General features: G+C 71.2%; 18 protein-coding genes. 14 read left to right on the forward strand and 4 right to left on the reverse strand.

The features are described from left to right. Positions 1 to 10: 10 nt before the first annotated feature. Positions 11 to 2,719 carry an MGH1-like glycoside hydrolase domain-containing protein gene (locus HNR20_RS04285; RefSeq protein ID WP_184176648.1) on the reverse strand — a complete coding sequence of 903 codons (2,709 nt, stop codon included), beginning with the start codon at positions 2,717 to 2,719 and terminating at the stop codon, positions 11 to 13. 42 nt (positions 2,720 to 2,761) lie between these two features. Here HNR20_RS04285 and HNR20_RS04290 point away from each other — a divergent pair, with 42 nt between their 5' ends. The 14 genes from HNR20_RS04290 (at position 2,762) to HNR20_RS04360 (ending at position 21,860) form a co-directional block, all read left to right on the forward strand. Beyond that, positions 2,762 to 4,705, forward strand: coding sequence for an amylo-alpha-1,6-glucosidase (locus tag HNR20_RS04290; RefSeq protein ID WP_184176650.1), 1,944 nt, complete (start codon positions 2,762 to 2,764; stop codon positions 4,703 to 4,705). Between the two features lie 138 nt (positions 4,706 to 4,843). Then, positions 4,844 to 6,178 (forward strand): glycosyltransferase family 4 protein, encoded by a 1,335-nt coding sequence (locus tag HNR20_RS04295; RefSeq protein WP_184176652.1) that lies wholly within the window; start codon positions 4,844 to 4,846, stop codon positions 6,176 to 6,178. Between the two features lie 82 nt (positions 6,179 to 6,260). Further along, positions 6,261 to 7,967, forward strand: a complete 1,707-nt coding sequence (locus HNR20_RS04300; RefSeq protein ID WP_229687175.1) for a serine/threonine-protein kinase — start codon at positions 6,261 to 6,263, stop codon at positions 7,965 to 7,967. 179 nt (positions 7,968 to 8,146) lie between these two features. Further along, positions 8,147 to 9,931 carry a serine/threonine-protein kinase gene (locus tag HNR20_RS32630; protein ID WP_444543411.1) on the forward strand — a complete coding sequence of 595 codons (1,785 nt, stop codon included), beginning with the start codon at positions 8,147 to 8,149 and terminating at the stop codon, positions 9,929 to 9,931. 103 nt (positions 9,932 to 10,034) lie between these two features. Continuing rightward, the gene (locus HNR20_RS04315) at positions 10,035 to 10,844 is read left to right on the forward strand and encodes a metal-dependent hydrolase (protein WP_184176654.1); all 810 of its coding nucleotides are present in this window, start codon (positions 10,035 to 10,037) and stop codon (positions 10,842 to 10,844) included. After that, on the forward strand, positions 10,841 to 11,749 hold the full coding sequence (locus tag HNR20_RS04320) for an amidohydrolase family protein (RefSeq protein WP_184176656.1): 909 nt from the start codon (positions 10,841 to 10,843) through the stop codon (positions 11,747 to 11,749). Before HNR20_RS04315 ends, HNR20_RS04320 begins: the two co-directional genes overlap by 4 nt. Positions 11,750 to 12,123: 374 nt before the next feature. After that, a complete protein-coding gene (locus tag HNR20_RS04325) occupies positions 12,124 to 13,176 on the forward strand; it encodes a LacI family DNA-binding transcriptional regulator (RefSeq protein WP_221310116.1) in 1,053 nt (350 codons plus the stop codon). Between the two features lie 85 nt (positions 13,177 to 13,261). Next, positions 13,262 to 14,566, forward strand: coding sequence for an ABC transporter substrate-binding protein (locus HNR20_RS04330; RefSeq protein ID WP_184176660.1), 1,305 nt, complete (start codon positions 13,262 to 13,264; stop codon positions 14,564 to 14,566). Positions 14,567 to 14,633: 67 nt separating this feature from the next. Beyond that, positions 14,634 to 15,602 (forward strand): carbohydrate ABC transporter permease, encoded by a 969-nt coding sequence (locus tag HNR20_RS04335; RefSeq protein ID WP_184176662.1) that lies wholly within the window; start codon positions 14,634 to 14,636, stop codon positions 15,600 to 15,602. Position 15,603: 1 nt separating this feature from the next. Continuing rightward, positions 15,604 to 16,491, forward strand: coding sequence for a carbohydrate ABC transporter permease (locus HNR20_RS04340; RefSeq protein WP_184176664.1), 888 nt, complete (start codon positions 15,604 to 15,606; stop codon positions 16,489 to 16,491). Next, positions 16,488 to 18,719, forward strand: a complete 2,232-nt coding sequence (gene yicI, locus HNR20_RS04345; protein WP_184176666.1) for an alpha-xylosidase — start codon at positions 16,488 to 16,490, stop codon at positions 18,717 to 18,719. Before HNR20_RS04340 ends, yicI begins: the two co-directional genes overlap by 4 nt. Next, positions 18,716 to 20,113, forward strand: a complete 1,398-nt coding sequence (locus tag HNR20_RS04350) for a GH1 family beta-glucosidase (protein ID WP_184176668.1) — start codon at positions 18,716 to 18,718, stop codon at positions 20,111 to 20,113. The genes yicI and HNR20_RS04350 overlap by 4 nt, the downstream gene beginning before the upstream one ends. A gap of 75 nt (positions 20,114 to 20,188) precedes the next feature. Further along, the gene (locus HNR20_RS04355; RefSeq protein ID WP_184176670.1) at positions 20,189 to 21,145 is read left to right on the forward strand and encodes a GlxA family transcriptional regulator; all 957 of its coding nucleotides are present in this window, start codon (positions 20,189 to 20,191) and stop codon (positions 21,143 to 21,145) included. A 46-nt stretch (positions 21,146 to 21,191) separates the two neighbouring features. Beyond that, positions 21,192 to 21,860, forward strand: coding sequence for a DJ-1/PfpI family protein (locus tag HNR20_RS04360; RefSeq protein WP_184176672.1), 669 nt, complete (start codon positions 21,192 to 21,194; stop codon positions 21,858 to 21,860). 13 nt (positions 21,861 to 21,873) lie between these two features. Here HNR20_RS04360 and HNR20_RS04365 read toward each other — a convergent pair whose 3' ends face one another. From HNR20_RS04365 to HNR20_RS04375, 3 genes are all read right to left on the reverse strand, one after another. Then, positions 21,874 to 22,467, reverse strand: coding sequence for a nucleotidyltransferase family protein (locus HNR20_RS04365; protein WP_184187953.1), 594 nt, complete (start codon positions 22,465 to 22,467; stop codon positions 21,874 to 21,876). A gap of 241 nt (positions 22,468 to 22,708) precedes the next feature. Then, positions 22,709 to 23,200, reverse strand: a complete 492-nt coding sequence (locus HNR20_RS04370) for a hypothetical protein (protein WP_184176674.1) — start codon at positions 23,198 to 23,200, stop codon at positions 22,709 to 22,711. Between the two features lie 78 nt (positions 23,201 to 23,278). Then, complete coding sequence (locus HNR20_RS04375; protein ID WP_373291035.1) at positions 23,279 to 24,958, reverse strand: bifunctional 3'-5' exonuclease/DNA polymerase; 1,680 nt, start codon at positions 24,956 to 24,958, stop codon at positions 23,279 to 23,281. Positions 24,959 to 25,028: the final 70 nt, after the last annotated feature.

Here is a 25,028-nt window from a genome sequence, read left to right on the forward strand (position 1 = left end):
GCCGGGGGGGTCAGCGACGCAGCGTGAGGATCAGGTCGGCGACAAGGGCCGTCCAGCCGGTCTGGTGCCAGGCACCCAGACCGGCCCCGTTGTCACCGTGGAAGTACTCGGGGAACGCGATCAGGTCCCGCCAGTCCGGGTGGGTCTGGAACATCTGAGCGGCACCGTAGATCGGCCGCCGGCCCCAGTCGTCCTGGGTGAAGAGCGAGATCAGCCGAGCGGAGAGATCGTCGGCGATCTCGTCCAGCGAGCGCTTCACCCCGGAGCGGGTCGGATATTCCACCTGAAGGTCGTCGCCGAAGAACGCCGCATAGTCACGCAGAGCGCTGATCAGCAGGAAGTTCGTCGGCATCCAGATCGGACCCCGCCAGTTCGAGTTGCCGCCGAACAGTCCGCTGGTCGACTCGGCCGGCTCGTAGCCGACCGAGAACTCCTGCCCGCCGAGGGCGACGGAGAACGGCTTGTCCAGATGCGCGCGAGACAGCGTCCGCAGGCCGTACTCGGAGAGGAACTCGTCGGGGTCCAACATCCGGGCGAGCAGTCGGACCACCTGCTCCGGGCCGACCATGGACAGCAGTCGCTGCTGCCGACCATCGGGGCCCAGCCGGCGGGTGCCGATCACCTGGGCGTACTCCGGGCGGTTGGTGAGGAACCAGCGCAACCGCGCGCCCAACTCCGGTAGCCGGTGCAGGGTCTTCGCGGTGAGCCGGGTGGTGGCGGCCAACGGCAGCAGCCCGACGACGGAACGGACCTTCAGCGGCACCTTCGTGCCGTCGGCGAGGCGCAGCACGTCGTAGAAGAAGGCGTCCTCCTCGTCCCACAACCCCTGCTCGTACGCGGCGGCGGCGATGTAGGCGAAGTGCTCGAAGAACTTGGTGGCGGTGTCCACCCAGGTCCGGTCGTGCTCGGCGAGCACGATCGCCATGTCCAGCAGGTTCAGCGCGTACATGGCCATCCAGCCGGTGCCGTCGGACTGCTCCAGCACACCGGCCACCGGCAGCGCCGCCGAGCGGTCGAAGGGCCCGACGTTGTCCAGCCCGAGGAAACCGCCCTCGAAGACGTTGTTGCCGCCGGTGTCCTTGCGGTTGACCCACCAGGTGAAGTTGAGCAGCAACTTGTGCATCACCCGGGCCAGGAACTCGTAGTCCCGACCGCCGTCGATCTCGAACACCTTCAGCGCCGCCCACGCGTGCACCGGCGGGTTCACGTCACCGAACGCCCACTCGTACGCCGGGATCTGCCCGTTGGGGTGCAGGTACCACTCACGCAGCAGGAGCAGGAGCTGCTCCTTGGCGAAGCCGGGGTCGACCCGGGCGATGCTGACGCAGTGGAAGGCCAGGTCCCACGCCGCGTACCAGGGGTACTCCCAGGGGTCGGGCATGGAGATGACGTCGAAGCTGGTCATGTGCCACCAGGCGCTGTTGCGCCCGTGCCGGCGCCCGGCCGGCGGTGGTGTGGAGCCCGGGTCGCCTTCGAGCCAGCGCTTGACGTCGAAGTGGTAGAACTGCTTGCCCCACATCAACCCGGCGATGGCCTGCCGGGCCACCAGCGCCTCGTCCTGCGTGGCGGCCTGCGGGATCACCCCGGCGAAGAACCGGTTCGCCTCGGCCCGCCGCGCCCACACCACCGCCTCGAAGCCGTCGCTGAGGTCCGCCGGAGGCGGCGGCGCGGCGGCCGGCGGTGACGCGGTACGGGTCAGCCGCAGCCGGATCTGGCGCTGCCCGCCGGCCGGCACGTCGAGCACGTAGTGCAGCGCGCCCTTGGTGCCCTCCCGCGCCGGGTTGACCGTGGCCGCGCCGTTGACCACGTGGTCGTTGATGCCGTCCTTCGGGTACGGCGAGCGGCCGGGCAGGCCCCAGAGCCGCTCGGCGTTGGTGTCGTTGTCACAGAGCAGCGGCACCGGGCCGCCGTCGCCCTCCAGCAGCAGTTGGCCGAACACCCGGTGCTCGCCGACGAGGCGGGTGCCCTGGCCGGTCAGCCGGGGGACCCGGTCGCCACCGGGCAGGCCCCAGGCCCAGGTGTTGCGGAACCACAGGGTGGGCAGCACGTGTAGGGTCTCCGCCCGGTCGGCCCGGTTGGTGACGGTAACCACGATGCAGAGGTCGGTCGGGGACGCCTTGGCGTAGTCGACGGTCACCGCCCAGTACCGGTCGTCGTCGAAGATCCCGGTGTCCACCAGCTCGTACTCGGTGTCGTCGCGGCCGCGCAACGCGTTCACCGCGACGAGTTCGTCGTACGGGAAGGCGGCCTGCGGGTAGTGGTAGCGCCAGCGCATCCACGAGTGGGTGGGCGTGGAGTCCTCGTACCACCAGTACTCCTTGACGTCCTCGCCGTGGTTGCCGCTGTCTCCGCCGAGACCGAACATCCGCTCCTTGAGGATCGGGTCCCTGCCGTTCCACAGCGCGAGAGCGAACGCGAACGTCTGTCGTTCGTCGCAGACGCCCGCCATCCCGTCTTCATTCCACCGGTAGGCTCTGGACCGCGCGTGGTCATGCGGGAAGTAGTCCCAGGCCGTACCGTGCTCGCTGTAGTCCTCCCGCACCGTCCCCCACGCCCGTTCGGACAGATAGGGACCCCATGCGCGCCAGTCCTGCTCCCCCGAGTCGGCCTGGGCGAGCCGGAGCCGCTCAGCGTCGGGTGGCGAGGCGTCGGAGGACGATCGGTCAGTGATCACGTGCACATCTTTGACGCCGCCGCGGTACTTGACCACAGCGGCCATTCTCGTCGTGGCGTGTTACACCCCGCCGCCGGTGGAGGAAAGTTGATTGACATTCACTTCGGCCCCCAGGTCTGCGGCGATCTGACCAGTGCGGCGAGCCGGGAGTGGTTGGTCCCCGACGGCCTCGGCGGTTATGCGATGGGCACCGTCAGCGGGCTGCGAACGCGTCGATACCACGGTCTGTTGGTGGTCCCCGGCGAAACCCCGGCGTCCCGTCAGGTGGGACTGGTCAGTCTGGACCCGGCGGTCACCCTGCCGTCCGGTGCTCGGGTGCGGCTCGGCGCGCACGAGTGGTCCTCCGGCGACGTGGACCCGCGCGGCTTCGAGCTGCTGGAGCGCTTCGACCTGGTCGACGGGCTGCCCCGGTGGCGGTGGCGGATCGGCGCGGTGGTGATCGAGCGGGAGTTGGCCATGCTGCCCGGCCGTTCCTGCGTGGCGGTGGTGCACCGGCTGGTCGCCGGCGGGCCCGTCCGGCTGGAACTCTCCGCCGCCTGCACCTGGCGCGACGCGCACGGCGAGCGGCGTGCCGACGGCCCGATCCCGCAGGTCGAGGCGGTGGCCGACGGCGCGGTAGTGGAGGGTGCGTACCGGCTGGCCGGCCCGGGCTGGACGCCCGAGGGGCAGTGGTGGCTGGGCGTACACCACCGTGAGGAGGCCAACCGGGGTCTGCAGCCGGACGAGGACCTCTGGTACGCGGGACGCTTCGCCGGCGAGCTGGAACGTCCCGGCGACACGGTGTCGGTGCGAGCCTGGGCCGCCCCGCTCGACCTGGAGCCGATGCCGGCGGAAGAGATCGTGGCGACGGCCCGACGGCGCAACCGGCAGGTGGTGGCGGCGGCGAAGCCAGCCGACGACGTGGAGGCCACCCTGGCGCTGGCCGCCGACGCGTTCGTGGTGCGCACCAATGACGCGGCGGTGGACGTGGTCGCCGGCTACCCGTGGTTCGGGGCCTGGTCGCGGGACACGATGATCTCGTACGAGGGGTTGTTCCTCTGCACCGGTCGGGTCGAGCTGGGAAGGGCACTACTGCGGGCGTACGCGGCGACGCTGTCCGAGGGGATGCTGGCCAACACGGCCGACACCGGCCGGGTGGAGTACAACACCGTCGACGGCACGCTGTGGTTCCTGCACGCGGTGAGCCGGCACGTCACCGTCACCGGTGACACCGATCTCGGCGACGAGCTGCTGCCCGCGCTGCGGGCGGTGGTCGACGCCCATGTGGCCGGCACCCGGTACGGGATCCGCGTCGACCCGGCCGACGGGCTGCTCGCCCAGGGCGCCCCCGGCACGGCGCTGACCTGGATGGACGCCCGGGTGTACGGCGTACCGGTCACCCCGCGCACCGGCAAGCCGGTCGAGGTCAACGCGTTGTGGATCAACGGGCTGGCGGGGCTCGCCGAGCTGGCTGAGCTGGCCGGGCAGGACGCGGACGAGCTGTGGCGACGGCACGGGCAGGCCACCACCTCGTTCCGGGAGCGTTTCCCGGCGCCGACCGGCTGGCTGCACGACGTGCTGGACGCGCCCGCGCCGGCGTACCCCCTGGGTGGGGCCGCCCTGCACGACGACGACGCGCTACGCCCCAACCAGTTGCTGGCCTGGTCGCTGCCGTTCGCACCGATGGAGCCGGACGAGGCGACGCTTCGCCGGATCGCGGGCGGGCTGCTCACCCCGCTCGGGCCGCGCAGCCTCGCCCCGGACGCGCCGGAATTCGTGGGCCGGCACCGGGGTGGCCCGGCCGACCGGGACGGGGGCTACCACCAGGGCACGGTCTGGCCATGGCTGCTCGGCCCGTACGTCGATGCCGCCCGCCGGGGAAAGATGTCAGTCGATGACGTGTTCGTCGGCATTGAGGCTCATCTGACCGAGTATGGGTTAGGCTCGGTGAGCGAGACGGCCGACGGCGTCGCGCCGCACGCCGCGACCGGCTGCCCATTCCAGGCGTGGTCGGTTGCGGAGCTGCTGCGGGTGCGCCGAAAGGGCCAGTAGCGCTTTACACGACCGCAACGGTGGTGTCGCCGCTGGTTATCTCGATCCCGGCAGGATTGGCCCCGATCCAGACGCGACGGCGACATCGACTTCCGGTGTCGGTCGGCGCGCGCCCGGGGACAACTCAAAGGGGGCCGCATGTCACCCGATGCCCACGTGATCGACATCCACCCCGCCCGGCAACTGCGGGTGCTGATGCTCTCCTGGGAGTACCCGCCGGTGCTCGTCGGCGGCCTCGGTCGACACGTGCACGCCCTCTCCGTGGCCCTCGCCGCCGCCGGCCACGACGTCACCGTCGTCACCCGCCACAGCGACGGCGCACCCCACGAGGAATACGCCGACGGCGTCCACATCCTGCGCGCCCCCGAGGACCCGGTCACCTTCCCCCTCGCCACCGACTCATTGCTGGCCTGGACCATGGCCTTCAACCACACCCTCACCCGCACCGCCCTCCGCGCCACCCAAGCCGGTAGCTACGACGTCATCCACGCCCACGACTGGCTCGTCGCCCACACCGCGATGACGTTGCGCGACCACCTCGACATCCCCCTGGTCAGCACCATCCACGCCACCGAGGCCGGACGACACCAGGGCTGGCTACCCGAAGAAATGAACCGCACCATCCACGGCGTCGAACACTGGCTCAGCAACGAATCCGGCCGGGTCATCGTCTGCTCCGGCTACATGCGTGAGCAGGTCACCGCGCTGTTCGACGCACCGGCCGCCCAGGTCGACGTGGTGCCCAACGGGGTCGACGGCCGGGCCTGGCGGGCCCGACCGCGGGCGGTCGCGTCGGCCCGAGCACGGTTCGCCGGGGACGGCCCGCTGGTCGGGTACGCCGGGCGGCTGGTCTACGAGAAGGGTGTCCAGCACCTGGTGCACGCGGTCCCCCGGCTACGCGAGCGGCACCCAGGGCTCCGCGTGGTGATCGCCGGCGACGGCCCGTACCGCGCCGAGTTGGAGGCCCAGGCCCGGCGCCTGGCGCTCTGCTCGACCGTCCGGTTCACCGGCTTCCTCGACTCCACCCAACTGCCGGCGATGCTCGGCGCCACCGACGCGACCGTGGTGCCCAGCCTCTACGAGCCGTTCGGCATGGTGGCGTTGGAGGCGGCGGCCGCCGGAGCGCCGCTGGCGGTGGCCAGCACCGGCGGCCTCGCCGAGATCGTCGAGCCCGGCGTGACCGGGGTGACGTTCCCGCACAGCGACCCCGACGCGCTCGCCGGCGCGGTCGGTCAACTCCTCGACGACGAGGTCTTCGCCCGAAGGGTGGCCCGCCGGGCCCGCACCATGGTCGGCGAACAGTACGGGTGGGCCACCATCGCGGCCCGCACCGCCGCCAGCTACGCCGCTGCCCGTCGGGAGCACGGCCCGCTGCAGGCCCGGCGTGCCGCCGCCCGACTGGCTGGTGGGCGTACCCGGATCGCCATCCCGGAGGGCAATCTGCTGGCCCGCGCCGACCACGCCGCCTGCTGACCGAGTCGGACGACCGATAGGTGACTTCCGATCCGCTGGTTAGGGTGTAGCCCGGACAGCGGCTGAGGAGGAGCGTGCCTAGGTGCTGATCGCCGGTCGGTACCGGCTGCTCGACCTGGTGGGTCGCGGGGGCATGGGTCGGGTGTGGCGGGCCCGCGACGAGATGCTGCACCGCGAGGTCGCGGTGAAGGAGATCGTGCCGCCGAGTTGGCTGGCCGAACCTGAACGGGCCGAGCTGCGCTCGCGCACCCTGCGGGAGGCGCGTGCCGCGGCCCGCCTCAACCATCCCGCCGTGGTCCGGCTCTACGACGTCATCCCGGTCGAGGGCAGCCCGTGGATCGTGATGGAGTACGTGCCGTCCCGCACCCTGCAGGACCTGGTGGACGACGAAGGGCCACTGGAGCCGGCCCACGCCGCCCGGATCGGCCTGGCCGTGCTCGACGCGCTGCAGGCCGCGCACACCGCCGGCGTGCTGCACCGCGACATCAAACCGCAGAACGTGCTCGTGGCGCATGACGGGCGGGTGATGCTCACCGACTTCGGGCTCGCCACCTTCGACGGTGGCGACGGCACGATGACCCGCCCCGGCATGGTCCTCGGCTCCCCGCAGTACGTCGCCCCCGAGCGGGCCGCCGAGGGGGTCTCCACGGTGGCCGCCGACCTGTGGTCGCTCGGAGCGACCCTGCATGCCGCCGTAGAGGGCCGCTCCCCGTACGCGCGCAGCACCGCGATGGCCACCCTGAGCGCACTGGCCGCCGGGCCGCCGGATCCGGCCCCGCACGCCGGGCCGCTCGCGCCGGTGCTCGCCGGGCTGCTGCGCCGCGACCCGCGCGACCGCCTCGACCACGAGACGGCCCGCCGGTTGCTCACCACGGCCTCGACCGGCCGCACCGACCCGCCGCCGGCGACCGACCACCTCAGCCCGGCGGCGAGCGGCCGGAGCACTCTGGCCGAGGACCTGGCCGATCAGGACCAGGACCCCACCATCCCGCTGCCCGAGCCCGGCCAGGCCACCGACCCGGGCGAGCCCGCTCCGGCGCTTTCCCGACCGGACGGGCCGCGCACGGCGCGGCGGGCTGCCTTGGTCGCCGTGGCGCTACTGGTGGCCGTCGCGGCCGGCGTGGGCACCGCGCTGGCTATCACCGCTGACGAGCCCACCGGCACCGCCGCCAGCCCCACCGCGCCGCCGCCGTACGGGCCGCCGCCCTACGGCGGCGGCCCGGATGGCCCCTTCGGTCCCGGCCCCGACCGCCCCCGCCCGCCGCCGGGCGGGGGCGGGGTGCCCCCGCCACCGTTTCCCTGCGTCCGCCCGGACATCGTCGGTTCGCCGGTGTCGGCCGGCACGCCGGCCCCCGAAAAGGAACTCCGCCCACCGCCCGGCTGGGTCTGGCACGCCGACACCTCCGGCTTCCGGGTCACCGTTCCGGCGACCTGGCGATACTCCCGCGACGGCGGGTCGGCCTGCTTCCAGGACCCGGCGACCGGCCGGGCCTTCAGCGTCGCCGAGGGCGGCGCGGCCGATCCCCTGGTCCGGCTGCGGACCGCCCGTGACGCGGCAGCCGGGGCCGGGGCCTTGTCCGGGTACGAGGAGATCCTGCTCGCCGCCAGCGACCGCGGGGCGGAATGGGAGTGCCGCTGGCGGGCGCCGGACGGGCCCTGGCTGCACGCCCGGCAATACGTTGTCGGGGCCGGCCGTTGGACGCTGGGCTGGATCACCGACGACGCGGACTGGGCCTCGGCCGGGGCAGACTGGGCGAAAGTGCGAGACAGTTTCCGAGCACCCCACTGACCTGCGCCGTATGGCCATGATCCAAGCCACCGTCCGGCGTGGATCGAGGCCGCTCAGTGGATGAGAATGCCGGTATCCGTGGCTATCGTGTAACCCGGAGTGACCGAGGGGGAGCGACCGTGCATCAGTTGCTGATCGCGGGTCGGTACCGGCTTCTCGACCTGGTCGGCACCGGCGGAATGGGCCGGGTGTGGCTTGCCCGCGACGAGATGCTGCATCGCGACGTCGCGGTGAAGGAGGTCGTGCCGCCGAGTTGGCTGGCCGAGGCCGAGCGCGAGGAGTTGCGGCTGCGGACGTTGCGCGAGGCACGCACCGCTGCCCGGCTCAACCACCCCAACGTGGTCCGCATCTACGACGTGGTGCACGACCGGGAGAACCCCTGGATCGTGATGGAGTACGTGCCGTCCCGGTCGGTGCAGCAGATCATCAGCGCCGAGGGGCCACTGAGCCCGCAGCGCACCGCCCGGATCGGGCTGGCGGTGCTCGCCGCATTGCGGGCCGCACACGCCGCCGGGGTGCTGCACCGCGATGTGAAGCCGCACAACGTGCTGGTGGCCGACGACGGGCGGGTGGTGCTCACCGACTTCGGACTGGCCACCTTCGACGGCGGCGAAGGTGCGATGACCGGGCCGGGCATGGTGCTCGGTTCGCCGCAGTTCGTGGCGCCGGAGCGGGCCCGCGAAGGGGTGTCCGATCCGCGTACCGACCTGTGGTCGCTGGGCGCGACGCTCTTCGCCACGGTCGAGGGACAGTCGCCGTACGCCCGGTCGAGCGCAATGGCGACGCTCAGCGCGCTGGCCACCGAACCACCGGACCCGATGCGCCGCGCCGGTCCGTTGCGTCCCGCGCTCGCCGGCCTGCTGGAGCGCGACCCCTGGCGGCGGTTGACCGCCACCGAAGTGGAGCCCCTGCTGCGAAATGCCGCGGCGGACCACAATCAGACCATCGGTCCGCCCCGGTCGTCGGCGGTGGCAGCGGTACGCAGCGCGGGCCGTGCCGTGGTGCCCAACCGGGTCGACCCGGTCGATCCGGTCGATCCGGTCGATCCGGTCGATCCGGTCGATCCGGTCGATCCGGTCGATCCGGTCGACCCGGTCGACCCGGCAGGCCCGGCAGGCCCGGCGTCTCCGGGACGCCCGATCGCCCCGGCGGGCCTGGTGGGTCCGGTCGACCCGGCGGGCCCGGTCGACCCGGCAGGGCCGGCAGACCCGGTGGGTCCGGTCGACCCGGCGGGCCTGTCCGGCGACCCGGCGACGCCTTCCGGACCGCCAGCGAGCCGCCTCCGCCGACGGCGGCAGCGACTGATCGCCCTGGTTGCGACGGCCACCGCCCTGTTCGTCGCCACCGGCGTCACGTTGGCGCTGGTCGACCGGAACAGTAAGCGGACACCACCGTCTGGTTCCGGCGGTGGCGCGCCGACCTCCCGGCCGGCCGCGTTCGCCTGCGCGAAGCCACCGCCACCGCCACCGACGGCCACTTCGGTGGCAAAGGTGCCCCGGCCGGCCGACGCGCGATACCGGCTGCGTGACGGCTGGACCTGGCACGACGACCCGGCCGGGTTTCGGATCGCCGTGCCGGTGGGTTGGACGCGCTGGGCCGAGGGGGCGGTGACCTGTTTCCGGGAGCCCGACGGCGCCCGGGTGCTCAGTGTCGAGGCAGGGCCGGCGCGGCCCGACCCGGTGGCGTACTGGCAGGCCGAGGAGGTGCGACTCACCACCGGCGACGCGCTACTGGAGGGCTATCGCAAGGTGGACATCTCCGCGATGGACATCTTCGAGGGTGGCGCGGTCTGGGAGTGCGGCTGGGAAAACGCCGCCGGCGAACAGGTACACAGCTTCCGGTTGCTCGCCAACACCTCGGCCACGCGTTCGTACATCGTCTCGTGGTTGACAAAAGAGTTCGACTGGCAGGTCAACGCGGCATACTTGCCGATGATCCGGCAGAGCTTCACCCCCGCTCTGTGACACCGTCCGTTGTGGACCGTCTGGGTGATGCCCCTGCGGCGCCGGCGCTGACTACAGTGGCGTAGCTTTGGGCGCTCAAGATCCCTGGGGAGGGTGAGCCGAAATGATGGGACCGCAGCACGCGCTGTCTGGCGCGGCGGTGTGGTTGGCCGGATCCTGGGCACTGGACCAGTTCGCCGACTACCACCAGTCGCCGCTCGCGTTGGCCGTGGGCACCGCGGTGTGCGCCGGTGGCGCACTCTTTCCCGACCTCGACATGTCGGGCAAGGTGACCAAGAACCAGGGTGGGGCCACCGTGGCCCGTACCTTCGGAGTCTTCTCGCTCTTCGCCGCCGAGGTGATGGAGAAGGTCTCACTGGGGGTCTACTACGCCACGAAGCTCAGCAAGGACCCCCGCCGCAACAACGGGCACCGGACGCTGACCCACACGCTGCCGTTCACCCTGCTGGTCGGCTGGGGCACCACCGCGCTCTGCGCCGCGTACGGCAAGTGGGCCGTCATCACCATCCTGTTCTTCATGTTCGGCCTCGCCCTGCGCGGGCTGTTCGACGACTGGGCGGAACGCGCCGGCTGGGTGATCGTGACGCTCGCGTCGGCCGGGGCGGCCTGGTTCACCTTCGTCAACCTCCCGGGCGGGCGAGGTTATCCCCTGATCGGCACCGCTCTGGGGGTGGGCTGCTTCGTGCACATCCTCGGCGACATGATCACCCGAGCTGGCGTGCCGATCCTGTGGCCGATCCCGATCAAGCGGCGCATGTGGATGATGATCGGCCTGCCGAACAGCATCGCCCTGCGTGTCGGCAGCAAGGCCGAGGTGGTCGGGATGCGCATCGCCCTGACCGTCGTCTCGGCGCTCGCGACCGTCGGCCTGATCGCGCCCTCGGTGCTGAGCCGGTTCGACATCGACATATGACAGACGCGGCGCCAGAGCAACCGCCGGCAGCGGACGCGCAGGTACCGGAGTTCTGGCGCTCGCTGGGGCTGCCCGGTCTGGCCGACGTCCACGTGCACTTCCTGCCACCGCGACTGCTACGCCGCGTGTGGGCGTACTTCGACGCGGCGGGGCCACTGGTCGGCACCGAGTGGCCGATCCGCTACCGGTGGAGCGACGCCGACCGGGTCGCGCACCTGCGTCGGCTCGGCGTGCGGGCGTTCAGCGCCCTGGCGTACGCCCACCGGCCGGGCATGGCGGCGGAACTCAACCGCTGGACACTGGACTTCGCCCGCAACACTCCCGGTTGCCTGGCCTCGGCCACGTTCTTCCCCGAACCGGACGCCCCCGCGTACGTCGAGGCCGCGCTCGCGGGTGGTGCCAAACTGTTCAAGGTGCACGTGCAGGTCGGCGGCTTCGCGCCAACCGACCCGACGTTGGACCCGGTCTGGGGAACGCTGGCCGACGCGGGTGTGCCGGTGGTGGTGCACGCCGGACACGCCCCGGTGGGTACCGCGCACACCGGACCGGACCCGTTCGCAGCCCTGCTCGCCCGCCACCCCCGGCTGACCGCAGTGGTGGCGCACCTCGGCGCCCCGGACTACCGCGCGTTCCTCGACCTGGCGGAGACGTACGAACGGGTCCGGCTGGACACCACGATGGCGTTCACGCCGTTCTTCGACCAGTTCCTCCCCTTCCCCACCGACGAGTTGCCCCGGCTGCGCGAGTTGGGGCTGTCCGGCAAAGTGCTGCTGGGCAGCGACTTCCCGAACATCCCGTACCCGTACGCCGACCAACTGACCGGGCTGACCCGACTGGACCTGGGCGACGACTGGCTGCGCGCGGTCTGCTGGGACAGCGCGGCCGCCCTGTTCGACCTGCCCTGAACCCCCTCCGCCAAACAACACCGCCCCACCACCGCACCCTCCCACCAGCGCACCCCGCCACCAACGCGCCTGCCGGGGGCGCGCCCTTCCAAGATCGTGCTCGATCCTGGAAATAGTGGCCTCCGCCGCGATCCGTGGGAACTACATCCAGGATCAAGCACGATCTTGCGGGTTGCCCGCCCAGGACGGGCCGGGGAGACGCCGCGCGCGGCGGTCAGCGCGGCCGCGCGGCCGGCTGGACTTCTTTTCGACATCACCTATTGACGTCGCCGTAACAGGTGGCCTAGCGTCTGTCGAACCGCTTCGTCGAAGCGTTTCGACGATCATGCGGGAGCGATCCCACGCCAGGCCAGAGGAGGTGCGCGGTGGCCACCATGCACGACGTCGCCCGCCTCGCACGGGTCTCGGTCAGCACCGTCTCGTACGTGCTCACCGGCACCCGGCCGATCTCGCAGGCCACCCGCGACAAGGTGCTCGCCGCGATGGCCGAGCTCGACTACCAGCCCAACGCGATGGCCCGCGGCCTGGCCAGCCGGCGCAGCCGAATCCTCGGCCTGCTGATGCCGATGGACGAGCGGGGCCTCGGCGCCACCGAGACCGCCTTCGTGACCGGTGCCGCTGCGGCGGCCAGCGCCGCTGGCTACCACCTGGTGCTCTCGCCGGTCGGCGGTGGCGGCGACCTCGACGATCTGCGTCGGCTGGCCAGCCAGCGGATGCTCGACGGTGTCGTGCTGATGGAGGTTCAGCTGGCCGACGAACGGGTCACCGTTCTCCAGGAGGCCGGTGTGCCGCTGGTGCTGATCGGCCGCACCGGCGACACCAGCACGCTCTCGTACGTCGACATCGACTTCGACCAGACCGTCCGGGACGCCGTCGGGCACCTGGTCGGCCTCGGGCACCGGCGGATCGTGTACGTCAACCACTCGGCCGCCACCTTGGCGAGCGGCTACGGGCCCGCGCTGCGTACCCGGGACGCCTTTGTCGCGGCGATGACCGGGCACGGCCTCGACCCGGTGATGATCCCGGCCGAGGACAGCGCCGCCGGCGGGCGGGCGGCCCTGGCCGCCGCGTTCGCGCAGGCGCCGGAGCTGACCGCCGTGCTGGCCATGAACGAGACCGCGATCTTCGGCATCCTCGGTGAGCTGACCGGCCGTGGGTTGTCGGTGCCCGACGACGTCTCTGTCGTCTCGATGGTCACCTCGACGCAGGTGGCCGAACTGGCGACCCCGGCGCTGACCGCGATGACGTCACCCGGTTCGGCCCTCGGTCGGATCGCGATCGAGGCGCTGCTGCGCCACCTGGATGGCCCTGGCGATCAACGTCACCAGCAACTGCTGCCGTGCGCGTTGGAGATCCGGGGATCGACCGCCGCGCCACGGCGGCCGGCATTGGTCACCTCTCGTCGATCGTCGACCGACGGGGGCTGACCAGCGACAACGGCCCGCCGCCGCGCGGCAACGCGACGACGGGCCCACTGCAGTACCGGCTAGATACTCAACGAGGAGGATAGCAATGCAGCGATTCCGCCGGCTCGTCGCCGCGCTCGCCCTGGCGGCGACCGCGACGACCACCGTGGCCGCCTGCGGCGGTGGTGACAGCGGGGACGACAGCGACGCCAAGGTCCTGAAGCTCTGGCACTACGAGAGCGAAACCAGCGCCATGGGGGTCGGCTGGAACCGGGCGATCGAGATCTTCAAATCCGAGCACCCGGGCGTCGAGGTGCGCTTCGAGCGCAAGGCGTTCGAGCAGATCCAGCAGAACGCCGGCATGATCATCAACTCGTCCGAAGGCCCGGACATCATGGAGTACAACAAGGGCAACGCGACCGCCGGCCTGCTCTCCTCCCAGGGCCTGCTCTCCGACCTGAGCGCCGAGGCCGACAAGCGCGGCTGGGCCGGCAAGCTCAGCCCCAGCCTGCAGACCACCGCGCGGTACAGCGACAAGGGCGTGATGGGCTCGGGCAAGTGGTTCGGCGTGCCGAACTACGGCGAGTACGTGACGGTCTACTACAACAAGGACCTCTTCGAGCGCAACGGCGTCAAGGTCCCCACCACGATGGCCGACATGACCGCCGCGATGGACACCTTCGTCAGCAAGGGCATCACCCCGCTGGGCATGGCCGGCGCCGAGTACCCGGCCGGCCAGCTCTTCTACCAGCTGGCCCTGTCCAAGGCGGACCGGCAGTTCGTCGACAACTACCAGCTCTACAAGAACCCGGTGGACTTCAAGGCCGACCCGCTGAAGTACGGCGCGGCGACCTTCGCCGACTGGGTGAGCAAGGGCTACGTCGCCAAGGACTCGGCCAGCCTCAAGGCCGAGGACATGGGCACCGCGTTCATCGGCGGCAAGGTTCCGATGATCGTCTCGGGTAGCTGGTGGTACGGCCGGTTCAAGACCGAGATGAAGGCCAACTGGGACACCTTCCTCTTCCCCGGCAACACCCTGCAGGCCGGCTCCTCGGGCAACCTCTGGGTGGTCCCGGAGAACAGCAAGGCCAAGAGCCTGGCGTACGACTTCATCGACATCACCCTGCGTCCGGAGATCCAGGACCTGATCGGCAACAACGGTGGTGTTCCGGTCGCCGCTGACGCGTCGAAGATCACTGACCCCAAGGACCGCAAGCTGATCGAGGACTTCAACACGGTCAGCAAGCAGGACGGGCTCGCCTTCTACCCGGACTGGCCGGTCCCCGGCTACTACGACGTGCTGGTGGGCGGATTCCAGGGCCTGATCAACGGCTCCAAGTCGCCCGACCAGGTCCTCGACTCGATCGCCAAGCCGTACGCGGAAGGCGTCAAGGAGATCACCGGCAAGTGACACGGCGAGCGGCGGGCGCGATCGGCACGACCGACGCGCCCGCCCGCCCACCCGGGAAGGATCTTCCATGGCAGTCTCCGAGACTCTCGCCGCGGCACAGCCGGCGGCGACCCCGCCCCAGCCCAGTCCCGGCCGCAGACGGCGCGGCCGCAACGCGGCGTACTGGCTCTACCTGCTCCCCGGAGCGGTGCTCTTCATCCTGGTCATCGGCGCACCGCTGGTCGGCACCCTCTACCTGTCGCTGACCAAGTGGTCCGGCATCGGCGACCCCAGGTGGGTCGGCCTGGACAACTACCAGCAGTTGCTGCACGACGACGTGTTCTGGGCGTCGTTCCGCAATACCGTCTGGATGCTCGTCGCGATGGTGGTGGTGCCGACCCTGCTCGGGCTGCTGCTCGCCGCGGTGCTCTTCGACGTCATCGGCCGCCGGTTCAAGCCCCGCACCGCCGCCGCGCTGCGGGCCGCGTTCTACCTTCCGCAGGTGCTGCCCGTCGTGGTCGCCGGCATCGTCTGGGGCTGGATCCTGCGCCCCGACGGCGCGTTCAACAGCCTGCTCGACGCGGTGGGTCTCGGCGCGCTACGCCACGACTGGCTCGGCGATCCGGACACTGCCCTGCCGGCCGTGATGGCGGTGATGATCTGGGTGCAGATCGGCTACCCGGTGGTCGTCTTCATGGCGGCGCTGCAGCGGGTCGACCCCGAGTTGTACGAGGCGGCCGAGGTCGACGGCGCGAACTGGGTCCACCGGTTCCGGGCGATCACTCTCCCGCAGATCCGGCCGGAAACCTTCGTGGTGGCCCTGACCTGCACCATCGCCGCGCTGAAGGTGTTCGGACCGATCTTCGCCCTGACCCGGGGCGGCCCGGAGAACGCCACCAACGTGCCGTCGTACTTCGCGTACTACACGTTCTTCAAGAAGCTGCAGGTCGGCTACGGCTCCGCGATCTCCACGGTGCTGACACTGATCATCGTTGTGGTGGCCGTGGTCTTCATCTGGATGCAGGCTCGCAGCGAGCGCCGGGACCGGGGGATCTGACATGGTTGTCACGCTCACACCGAGCAGCGCACCGGTGGCGCCACCCAAGCCCGTTCGCGATCGGCACCACCGCGGCGTCAGCCGCTGGGTGGTGCTCGCCCTGGTCGTCCTCGGCGCGCTGATCATGCTGGTGCCGTTCGCGTTCATGCTGCTCAACGCGTTCAAGTCGCCCAGCGACTACTCGTCGGCCGGCCCGCTGAGCTGGCCGACGGAGTTCTACACCAAGGGTCTGCGGACGTACTGGACCGAGGTGAACTTCCCGCTCAAGCTCTGGAACTCGGCGCTCATCGCCGGTTCGGTGGCTGTCCTCGGCGTCGCGGTGTCGTTGCTCAACGCGTACGCCCTGGGCATCGGCCGGGTCCGCGGGCGGCTCTGGATCGTCGGTCTGTTCCTGCTGGCCAACATGCTGCCGCAGGAGGCGCTGATCTACCCGCTGTACTACGTGGCGAAACAGGTCGGTCTCTACAACACCCAGCTCTCGGTGATCATCATCTTCACCGTGATCCAGAGCGCGTTCGGCACCTACCTGCTCGCCTCGGTGATGGGCACGTTCCCGCGCTCGCTGCTCGAGGCCGCGGCGCTGGACGGCGCCGGCAAGTGGACGGTGCTGTGGCGGGTGGTCTTCCCGAACCTGCGGCCCACCCTCGCGGTACTGCTCATCTTCTTCTTCATCTGGACCTGGAACGAGTTCCTCATCCCGCTGGTCATGCTGATCGACAACCAGACGCAGACCATTCCGGTCGCGCTGGCGTCGCTGCAGGGCGACCGGCTGATGGACGCTCCGACCACCAACGCCGGCGCGCTGATCAGTCTGGTGCCGGCCATCCTCTTCTTCCTCATCTTCCAGCGCACCCTGGCGCGCGGCATCACGGCAGGAGCCGAGAAGTGAAGTTCACCGACGGGTACTGGCAGCTGCGCCCCGGCGTCAGCGTCCTGCGCCCCGGCATCGTGGAATCGGTCGAGCCGGACGATCGCGGCTTCACCGTCTTCGCGCCGACCGGTCAGATCACCGGACGTGGCGACACCCTCAACCGGCCCCTCGTCACCGTCCGGTTCTTCTCCCCCGCCCCCGGCGTCATCGGGGTGACCATCGCCCACCACACCGGCGGGCTGCCCCGCGAGCCGCACTTCGGGCTGAACACCGACGAGACGCACCCGGTCACCGTCGACGTCACCGGGATCAGCGCGACGCTGACCACCGGTGAGCTGACCGCGCGGGTCGCGCTCGTCGACGGGTGGCGGGTCGACTTCCTGCACGGCGACCGGTTGGTCACCGCGTCCACCGAGCGCAGCATCGGCGTCGTCACCGACGCCGAGGGCCGCCCGCACGTGCACGAGCGGCTCGCCCTCGGTGTCGGTGAGACGGTGTACGGGTTGGGCGAGCGCTTCGGCCCGTTCGTCAAGAACGGGCAGACGGTCGACATCTGGAACGCCGACGGCGGCACTGCCAGCGAGCAGGCGTACAAGAACGTGCCGTTCTACCTGAGCAGCGCCGGCTACGGGGTGTTCGTGGACCACCCGGAGCACGTGTCGTTCGAGGTCGGCTCCGAGGTCGTCACACAGACCCAGTTCAGCGTCGAGGGACAGTCGCTCACCTACTACGTCATCGACGGGCCCAACCCGAAGGACGTGCTGCGCCGCTACACCGCGCTCACCGGCCGGCCGGCCCGGATCCCCGCCTGGTCGTACGGGCTGTGGCTGTCCACCTCGTTCACCACCTCGTACGACGAGAAGACGGTGACCGAGTTCGTCGACGGGATGGCCGAGCGCGGGCTGCCGCTGTCGGTGTTCCACTTCGACTGCTTCTGGATGCGTCAGTTCCACTGGGTCGACTTCGTCTGGGACCCGGCGACCTTCCCCGACCCGGAGGGGATGCTGCGCCGGCTGCACGAGCGTGACCTGAAGGTGTGCGTCTGGATCAACCCGTACATCGCCCAGCGCTCGTACCTGTTCGAGGAGGGCCGCGAGGCCGGCTACCTGGTTCGCAACCCGGACGGGTCGGTCTGGCAGTGGGACAAGTGGCAGGCCGGCATGGCGCTTGTCGACTTCACCAACCCGGATGCGGTCCGCTGGTTCACCGGCAAGCTCAAGGCGCTGCTCGACATGGGCGTCGACTGCTTCAAGACCGACTTCGGTGAGCGCATCCCGACCGACGTGGTGTGGCACGACGGCTCGGACCCGCAGCGGATGCACAACTACTACTCCTACCTCTACAACAAGGCCGTCTTCGAGTTGCTGGAGGCGGAACGCGGGAAGGGCGAGGCGGTGCTGTTCGCCCGCTCGGCCACCGCCGGTGGGCAGCAGTTCCCGGTGCACTGGGGCGGCGACTGCGAGTCGACGTTCGTCGCGATGGCCGAGTCGCTGCGCGGCGGGTTGTCCCTGGCCGCGTCCGGCTTCGGCTACTGGAGCCACGACATCGGCGGCTTCGAGGGCACCCCCGATCCGGCCGTGTTCAAGCGGTGGGTCGCCTTCGGGTTGCTCTCGTCGCACTCCCGGCTGCACGGTTCCGGCTCGTACCGGGTGCCGTGGGCATTCGACGACGAGGCCGTCGACGTGCTGCGGCACTTCACCCAGCTCAAGCTCGGCCTGATGCCGTATCTCGCGGCCGCCGCGCAGGAGGCGCACCGCGACGGTACGCCGGTGATGCGGCCGATGTTCCTGGAGTTCCCGGACGACCCGGCCACGGCGTACCTGGACCGGCAGTACATGCTCGGCCCCGACGTGCTGGTCGCTCCGGTGCTCAGCGCCGACGGCGACGTCACCTACTACGTGCCCGCCGGCACCTGGACGCACCTGGTCACCGGCGCGCAGGTCACCGGCCCGGCGTGGGTCACCGAGAAGCACGGGTTCGACAGCCTGCCGGTGCTGGCACGGCCCGGCGCGGTCATCCCGTTCGGCTCCCGCAACGACCGACCGGACTACGAGTGGGCCGACGATGTGCGGCTGCGGCTGTACGCACCGGCCGAGGGGCAGCGGACCCGGGTACGGGTACCGTCACCCGGGGACGGGCCGGGCGTCGAGTTCGACGTGCGCTACGAGGATGGGACTGCCAGCGCCGAACTGGTCGCTGGCACCTCGACGGGCCACATCTGCGAGATCCAGGGGATTGAACGATGACGCAACACCACTTCCCGGAAAGCTTCGTCTGGGGGTCGGCGACGGCCTCGTACCAGATCGAGGGCGCGGTCACCGAGGACGGGCGCGGACCGTCCATCTGGGACACCTACAGTCACACGCCCGGGCGGACGCTGAACGGCGACACCGGCGACGTGGCCGCCGACCACTACCACCGGTGGGCTGACGACCTCGGGCACATCACCGACCTCGGGCTCAGCGCGTACCGATTCTCGATCTCCTGGCCGCGGGTGCAGCCGGGCGGCTCGGGTCGGTTCAACCAGGCTGGCATCGACTTCTACTCGCGGCTGGTGGACGGGCTGCTGGAGCGGGGCGTCCGCCCGGTGGCCACCATGTACCACTGGGACCTGCCGCAGGAGTTGGAGGACGCCGGCGGCTGGGCGGTGCGGGAGACCGCGCTGCGCTTCCAGGAGTACGCGGCGGGCATCGTTGGTGCGCTGGGCGACCGGGTGCACACCTGGACGACGCTCAACGAGCCGTGGTGCTCGGCGTACCTGGGCTACGCCTCCGGTGTGCACGCGCCGGGTCGGACGGAGCCGGCGGCGGCGCTGGCCGCGGTGCACCACCTCAACCTCGCGCACGGGCTGGCCGGCCGGGTGGTCCGGGAGTTGGCCCCGACCGCCGAACTGTCGGTGACGCTGAACCTGCACGTGATCCGGGGCGCGTCCGACTCGGCTGCGGACCAGGACGCGGTACGCCGCATCGACGCGTTGGCCAACCGCGCGTTCCTCGGCCCGATGCTGGACGGGGCGTACCCGGCCGACCTGCTGGCCGACACCGCATCCGTCACCGACTGGTCGTTCGTCCGCGAGGGCGACGAGAAGCTGATCGCGGTGCCGCTGGACGTGCTCGGGGTCAACTACTACTCGAGCACCCTGGTCCGAGCCTGGGACGGGGTGTCGGCCCGCTCCGACGCCGACGGGCACGGCGCTTCGACCTCGACGCCGTGGGTCGCCGCCGACAACGTCGACTTCCTGCCGCAGCCCGGCCCGTACACGGCGATGGGTTGGAACATCGACCCGCCGGCCCTGACCGAGCTGCTGCTGCGCCTGCGGCACGAGTACCCGAGCCAGCCGATGATGATCACCGAGAACGGCGCGGCGTTCGACGACGTGGTGTCCGCCGACGGCCAGATCCACGACGACCGGCGGATCGACTACCTGCGCCGGCACATCGGCGCGGTGGCCGACGCCCGGGCGCAAGGCGCCGACGTCCGCGGCTACTTCGTCTGGTCGCTGCTGGACAACTTCGAGTGGGGCTACGGCTACGACCGCCGCTTCGGGATCATCCGCGTCGACTACGACACCCAGGTACGCACCTGGAAGGACAGCGCCCACTGGTACCAGCGGCTCGCCGCGACCGGCCGTCTCGACTGACGCCTCCCGCACGATGTCACTTTCCGTGGGTACGGCGTCATGGCGCCACGACGGCTCGGCCTGCAGACTCAGGGCATGGTTGAGCACGTCACCGTCGTCGCCTTCCCCGGCGTGCAGTCCCTCGACATCGCCGGGCCGTGGGAGGTCCTGACCGGGGCGAACCGGCATCGGGCAGCACGTGGTGAGCAACCCGCGTACGACCTGAGGCTGGCGGGCGCGGAGGAGAAGGTGGCGTCCGAGAGCGGCCTCGTCATGGTGGCCGACGCGCTCGGGGAGCCCGTCCAGGCCGGCACCCTCGTCGTCCCCGGCGGCCGTACTGCGGCCGCCGGGGACGAGCACGCCGACCTCGTCGCCTGGTTGCGGGAGTGCCGCCCCACCCGGCTGTTGTCGATCTGTTCCGGAGCGTTCCTGTGCGCACGGGCGGGGTTGCTCAGCGGTCGCCGGGTGGCCACCCACTGGTCTGTGTCCAGGGACCTCGGCCGCCGATTCTCCGACCTCACCGTCGACCACGACGCCCTCTACGTGCACGACGGCCCGGTATGGACGTCGGGTGGTGTCACGGCAGGAATCGACCTGGCACTGGCTGTCGTGGCGGCCGACCACGGAGCGCCAGTCGCCCAGGAGATCGCCCGCTGGCTCGTGATGTTCCTGCATCGCCCCGGACAGCAGGCCCAGTTCTCCGGCCCGGTGTGGTTGGAACGCGCCACCGAGAAGCGGGTAGCCGCCGTTCAGCGCGCCATCGATGCCAACCCGGCGGCGGCACACCGTGTCGATGACCTTGCCGCGCAGTTCGCCATGTCGCCTCGACACTTCCAGCGTCTCTTCGCACGTGAGACGGGACTCACCGTCGGGCGCTACCTCACCGAGCTTCGCCTGGAGACCGCCAAACGTCTCCTGGTGCAGTCCGATCTCGCCCTCGACGCGGTGGCGGCCAGGTCGGGATTCGGGTCGGCCGAGTCGCTTCGACGTGTCTTCGGTGAACGACTCGGCACGACCCCGGGCGCGTTTCGCGCACGCTTCTCGATGCTCTGACCGCATTCGACGGCCCATCGCTCCGAACCACCGAAAGGAACCTCTGGTGACCCACGTCGTCATTCCGCTGTACGAGCGTTTCACCGCGCTGGACGTCATCGGCGTTTACCAGCCACTGGCCCTCACCCCGGGCATCGACGTGGTCCTGGTCGCCGAACGCCCCGGTCCCGTCCGGGACGACTGTGGGATGGTCTCCCTGGTGGCCGAGGCCGCGCTCGAAGACGTGGAAGCGGCCGACGTTCTCGTCGTCCCGGGAGGACCAGGGACCGTTCAGGCTCTCACCGGGCCTCTACCGGCCTGGATCAGACGGATCCACCACACGACGACCTTCACGACCTCCGTGTGCTCCGGCTCGATCCTCCTGGGAGCCGCCGGACTACTTCGGGGACGACGTGGCACCAGCCACTACCGCGCAGCACAGGAGCTGATCCGCTTCGGCGCCGAGCCGACGGACCAGCGGGTCGTCGAAGAACCGGACGCCCGCATCATCACGGCCGCCGGCGTGTCGAGCGGCATCGACATGGGGCTGAGACTCGTCGAACTCCTCACCGACCGGACGACCGCGGAGGCCATCCAGCTATGGATGGAGTACGACCCACAACCACCGTTCGACAGCGGCCACCCGTCCCGCGCGACCCCCGAGGTGATCGCCCGAGCGGCCGCGTACGACAGCGCGGCCAGGATGGCGCACGCGGGGCCGCCTCCGCCCCGGTGAACTTCGCGGTGTGCTAGACGCCCACGCGCTGCGGCGGCACGGTGAGGCCGTAGAGCGCCATCAGCTCCGGGGTGTCGACCCGACTGCCGTCGGCCACCGAGTCGCAGGCGATGTCGACGATCTGGTCCTTGTGCGCCAGCAGGTACGGCCGGGCGCCCACGTCGGCGCTGGCCAGGGTGGCGATGCCGGGCCAGTGCCGACGGCCGAAGAGCATCGGGTAGCCGCGCAGCCCGTCGTAGGTGGCGCAGACCAGCACGTCCGGGTACGGCAGCGCGGCCACCCGGCGGACCGCCGCGGCGGTCAGGCCCGGCATGTCGACGGGGACCACCACCACCGCCTCGATCCCCTCGTCGTCCATGGCGGCCAGACCGGCCCGGATCGACGAGCCGACCCCGGTGCCCCACGCCTTGTTGATCACTACGGTGGCCTCGCCCAGGTCGGCGGTTTCCCGGACCTGCTCGGCGGCGGCACCCAGCACGACCACGATCTGCTCGCAGCCCGCCTTGGTCATCGTGTCGATCATCTGGTTGACCAGGGGCTTCTCGCCCTGGTGGAGCAGCGCCTCGGGACCGCCGATCCGTCGTCCCCCGCCCGCGGCGATGATCATTCCTGCGATCCGGTTCAGCTGCGCCCCCTCAAGCATGGGACCGACCGTGACCGATCCGTCCCTTCCTACGGAGACTGCAACGAGGACGGCTGGCCGGGAGTGGCGGGGCGAAAGGGGGAAATAGTGCAATCGTTACACGCCCGGCATCTCCCGATACGGACACCTGAGGTCCCCGAGCACGGCGGGGTGTTCGACGCGGTGGTGTCGGCCGACGGCCGGGTTCGCCGGGACCGAGCGGCGATCAGCTCGCCTCTGCGGGCACTGCGATCGCGGTGCCGCCCCACCGCCGGGGCACCCGTCGAGCCACCCAGCCGAGGCCGGAGACGGTGAGCGCGTACAGGACGACCGGAGCGAGGACGACGAGCGCGGCGATTGCCGCGACCAGGGGCACGTAGCCGGCGGACACCCCCGTGGCAATCGCCCCGCCCACGGCATATCCGACGGCCAGGACGACAGCGACGGGCACGGACAGCGCCACCACCCGGCCGGTCCCCCGATCACGGCCGGCGGCGTCCCCGACCGCCACGGCCGGCAGGAAGAGCAGGGGAAGCAGGACCACACCGAGCACTGCGGCGATCAACACGAGCATCGGCCCGGCCAGCGGGCCGCCCAGCCCGGACCCGCTGGCCAGCGCGTACGCCAGCAGGCCGAGGTATCCCACGACCGCCTCGGCGACGAAGACCAGCCAGGCGGCGGCCATTCCGGCCAGATGACGGACGACTGCGGCGACCATGGAGCACCTTCCCATCCCGACGAAAGCGCGACGCTCCGGTGAGACTAACCGAGGCGCTGCCTCGGGTTGAGCCCTCACTCAGTCGGCGTCGGCATAGCAGTCCACGATGGACAGATCCAGCGGGAACCGGACCGGCGTCGCACCGAAGAGCAGCGCGGAGGCCCGCTCACCGGAGCGGGTGACTGCCTCGGCGACCGCGGCAGCCTGCTCGGCGGGAGCGTGCACGATCACCTCGTCGTGCTGAAAGAAGACCAACTCCGCGTCTGTGCCGGCCAGCTCCGTACGCAACGTCGCCAGCAGCGTGGAGGCCCACTCGGCGGCGGTGGCCTGGATGACGAAGTTGCGCGTGAAGCGCCCCCGGGACCGCGCGGCCCGAGCCCGAGGGCTGTGCCGGTCGGCCGCTCCATCCGGATCGGACGGCACATCGTCGGGATCACCGAACCCGGCCGAACCCGGCGGACACGTCCGCCCCAGCCACGACCGCACCAACCCGCCCGCCTCACCGGTGCGCGCCGCCGCCTCGACGTAGTTGAACGCCGTCGGGTAACTGCGCTTCAGCACCGCCAACGCGGGCACCGCGGCGCCGCCGGTCTGCCCGTACATCGCGCCGAGCAGGGCCACCTTGGCCCGCGCCCGGTCGCCGCCGAACGCATCGCGCGCCAGCGCGGCGTAGAGGTCACCGGCACCTCCCGCCGCCGCCAGACGCGCGTCGCCGGAGACAGCGGCGAGCACCCGGGGCTCCAACTGGCCGGCGTCGGCGACGACCAACCGCCAGCCCGGATCGGCCATCACCGCGCGCCGGATCACCTTCGGGATCTGCAACGCGCCACCACCCCGGGTGGCCCAGCGGCCGGAGACCACCCCACCCGGCACGTACTCCGGTTGGAACCGGCCGCCCTGCACCCACTGCTCGCGCCACGACCAGCTGTGCGCCGTCCAGATCCGGTAGAGCTCCTTGTATTCCAGCACCAGCGGCACCGCCGGATGGTCCACCCCGCGCAGCACCCAGGCCCGGGTGTTGGGCAGCTCCACCCCGACCCGGGCGAACGCCTTCAACAGCTCCGCCGGGGAGTCGGCGTGCAGGCGACGTACGCCGAACGCGTCGGCGATCTGGGCTGCCAGGTCGGCGAGTCGACGTGGCGGCCCACCGACCGGGGACGCCTCACCGAGCAGCTCGGTGAGGATCTCGTCGTGCACGTCGGCGCGCCAGGGAAGGCCGGCGGCGCCCATCTCCACGGCGATCAGCGCGCCGGCCGACTCGGCGGCCACCAGCAACCGGAACCGGCCCGGGTGCTCGGTCTCGGCGATGCGGGCGAGCTGGTCGGCGTACACCTGGGTCAGTGCGTCGATGCCCGGGCCCGACGGGCCGGGCAGCGTGTCGAAGAGCGCGCCCTGGCCGTGCCCGGGCGGCTCGGCGGCGCGGGGCGGTGGGTCGGGCGGCACCGCCGCGCCGGTCAGGCGGGCCCAGGCGGCGGCCAGCGCGCGGGGCTCGCCCCAGCGGCCGGCATGCCCGAGCAGCAACGCCTCGGTCAACTCCACGTCGTGGCACCGGTCGACCCGGACGCCGGCGCGTAGTAGCCCCGGGTAGACGGATGCGGCGGTCGACCAGACCCAACGCGGGTGCTCGGCGGCCTCCCGCGCGGCGACCGCGGCGACCAGGTCGGCGACGACCTCGGTCGGGCCAGCCGGCCGGCCGGCGGCGTCCAGCGGGCACAGCACTCCCCCACCCCGCTCATCAGCCACCACCGCCACCAGCACGAACGCGATTCTGCCCCGCCCCTCCGACAGGAAGTGAGGCGCACCTTACGTTCGTCGGGTCGGTGGGGTG

Source organism: Micromonospora parathelypteridis (assembly GCF_014201145.1).
GTDB classification, from domain to species: domain Bacteria; phylum Actinomycetota; class Actinomycetes; order Mycobacteriales; family Micromonosporaceae; genus Micromonospora; species Micromonospora parathelypteridis.

What these genes read in the sequence shown, in the direction of transcription:
- HNR20_RS04330 (WP_184176660.1), top strand. Translation starts at nt 13,262, where the DNA reads ATGCAGCGATTCCGCCGGCTCGTCGCCGCGCTCGCCCTGGCGGCGACC.
- HNR20_RS04350 (WP_184176668.1), top strand. Translation starts at nt 18,716, where the DNA reads ATGACGCAACACCACTTCCCGGAAAGCTTCGTCTGGGGGTCGGCGACG.
- HNR20_RS04285 (WP_184176648.1), bottom strand. Translation starts at nt 2,719, where the DNA reads ATGGCCGCTGTGGTCAAGTACCGCGGCGGCGTCAAAGATGTGCACGTG.
- HNR20_RS04355 (WP_184176670.1), top strand. Translation starts at nt 20,189, where the DNA reads ATGGTTGAGCACGTCACCGTCGTCGCCTTCCCCGGCGTGCAGTCCCTC.
- HNR20_RS32630 (WP_444543411.1), top strand. Translation starts at nt 8,147, where the DNA reads ATGGGCCGGGTGTGGCTTGCCCGCGACGAGATGCTGCATCGCGACGTC.
- HNR20_RS04325 (WP_221310116.1), top strand. Translation starts at nt 12,124, where the DNA reads ATGCACGACGTCGCCCGCCTCGCACGGGTCTCGGTCAGCACCGTCTCG.
- HNR20_RS04340 (WP_184176664.1), top strand. Translation starts at nt 15,604, where the DNA reads ATGGTTGTCACGCTCACACCGAGCAGCGCACCGGTGGCGCCACCCAAG.
- HNR20_RS04370 (WP_184176674.1), bottom strand. Translation starts at nt 23,200, where the DNA reads ATGGTCGCCGCAGTCGTCCGTCATCTGGCCGGAATGGCCGCCGCCTGG.
- HNR20_RS04320 (WP_184176656.1), top strand. Translation starts at nt 10,841, where the DNA reads ATGACAGACGCGGCGCCAGAGCAACCGCCGGCAGCGGACGCGCAGGTA.
- HNR20_RS04335 (WP_184176662.1), top strand. Translation starts at nt 14,634, where the DNA reads ATGGCAGTCTCCGAGACTCTCGCCGCGGCACAGCCGGCGGCGACCCCG.
- HNR20_RS04315 (WP_184176654.1), top strand. Translation starts at nt 10,035, where the DNA reads ATGATGGGACCGCAGCACGCGCTGTCTGGCGCGGCGGTGTGGTTGGCC.
- HNR20_RS04295 (WP_184176652.1), top strand. Translation starts at nt 4,844, where the DNA reads ATGTCACCCGATGCCCACGTGATCGACATCCACCCCGCCCGGCAACTG.
- HNR20_RS04365 (WP_184187953.1), bottom strand. Translation starts at nt 22,467, where the DNA reads ATGATCATCGCCGCGGGCGGGGGACGACGGATCGGCGGTCCCGAGGCG.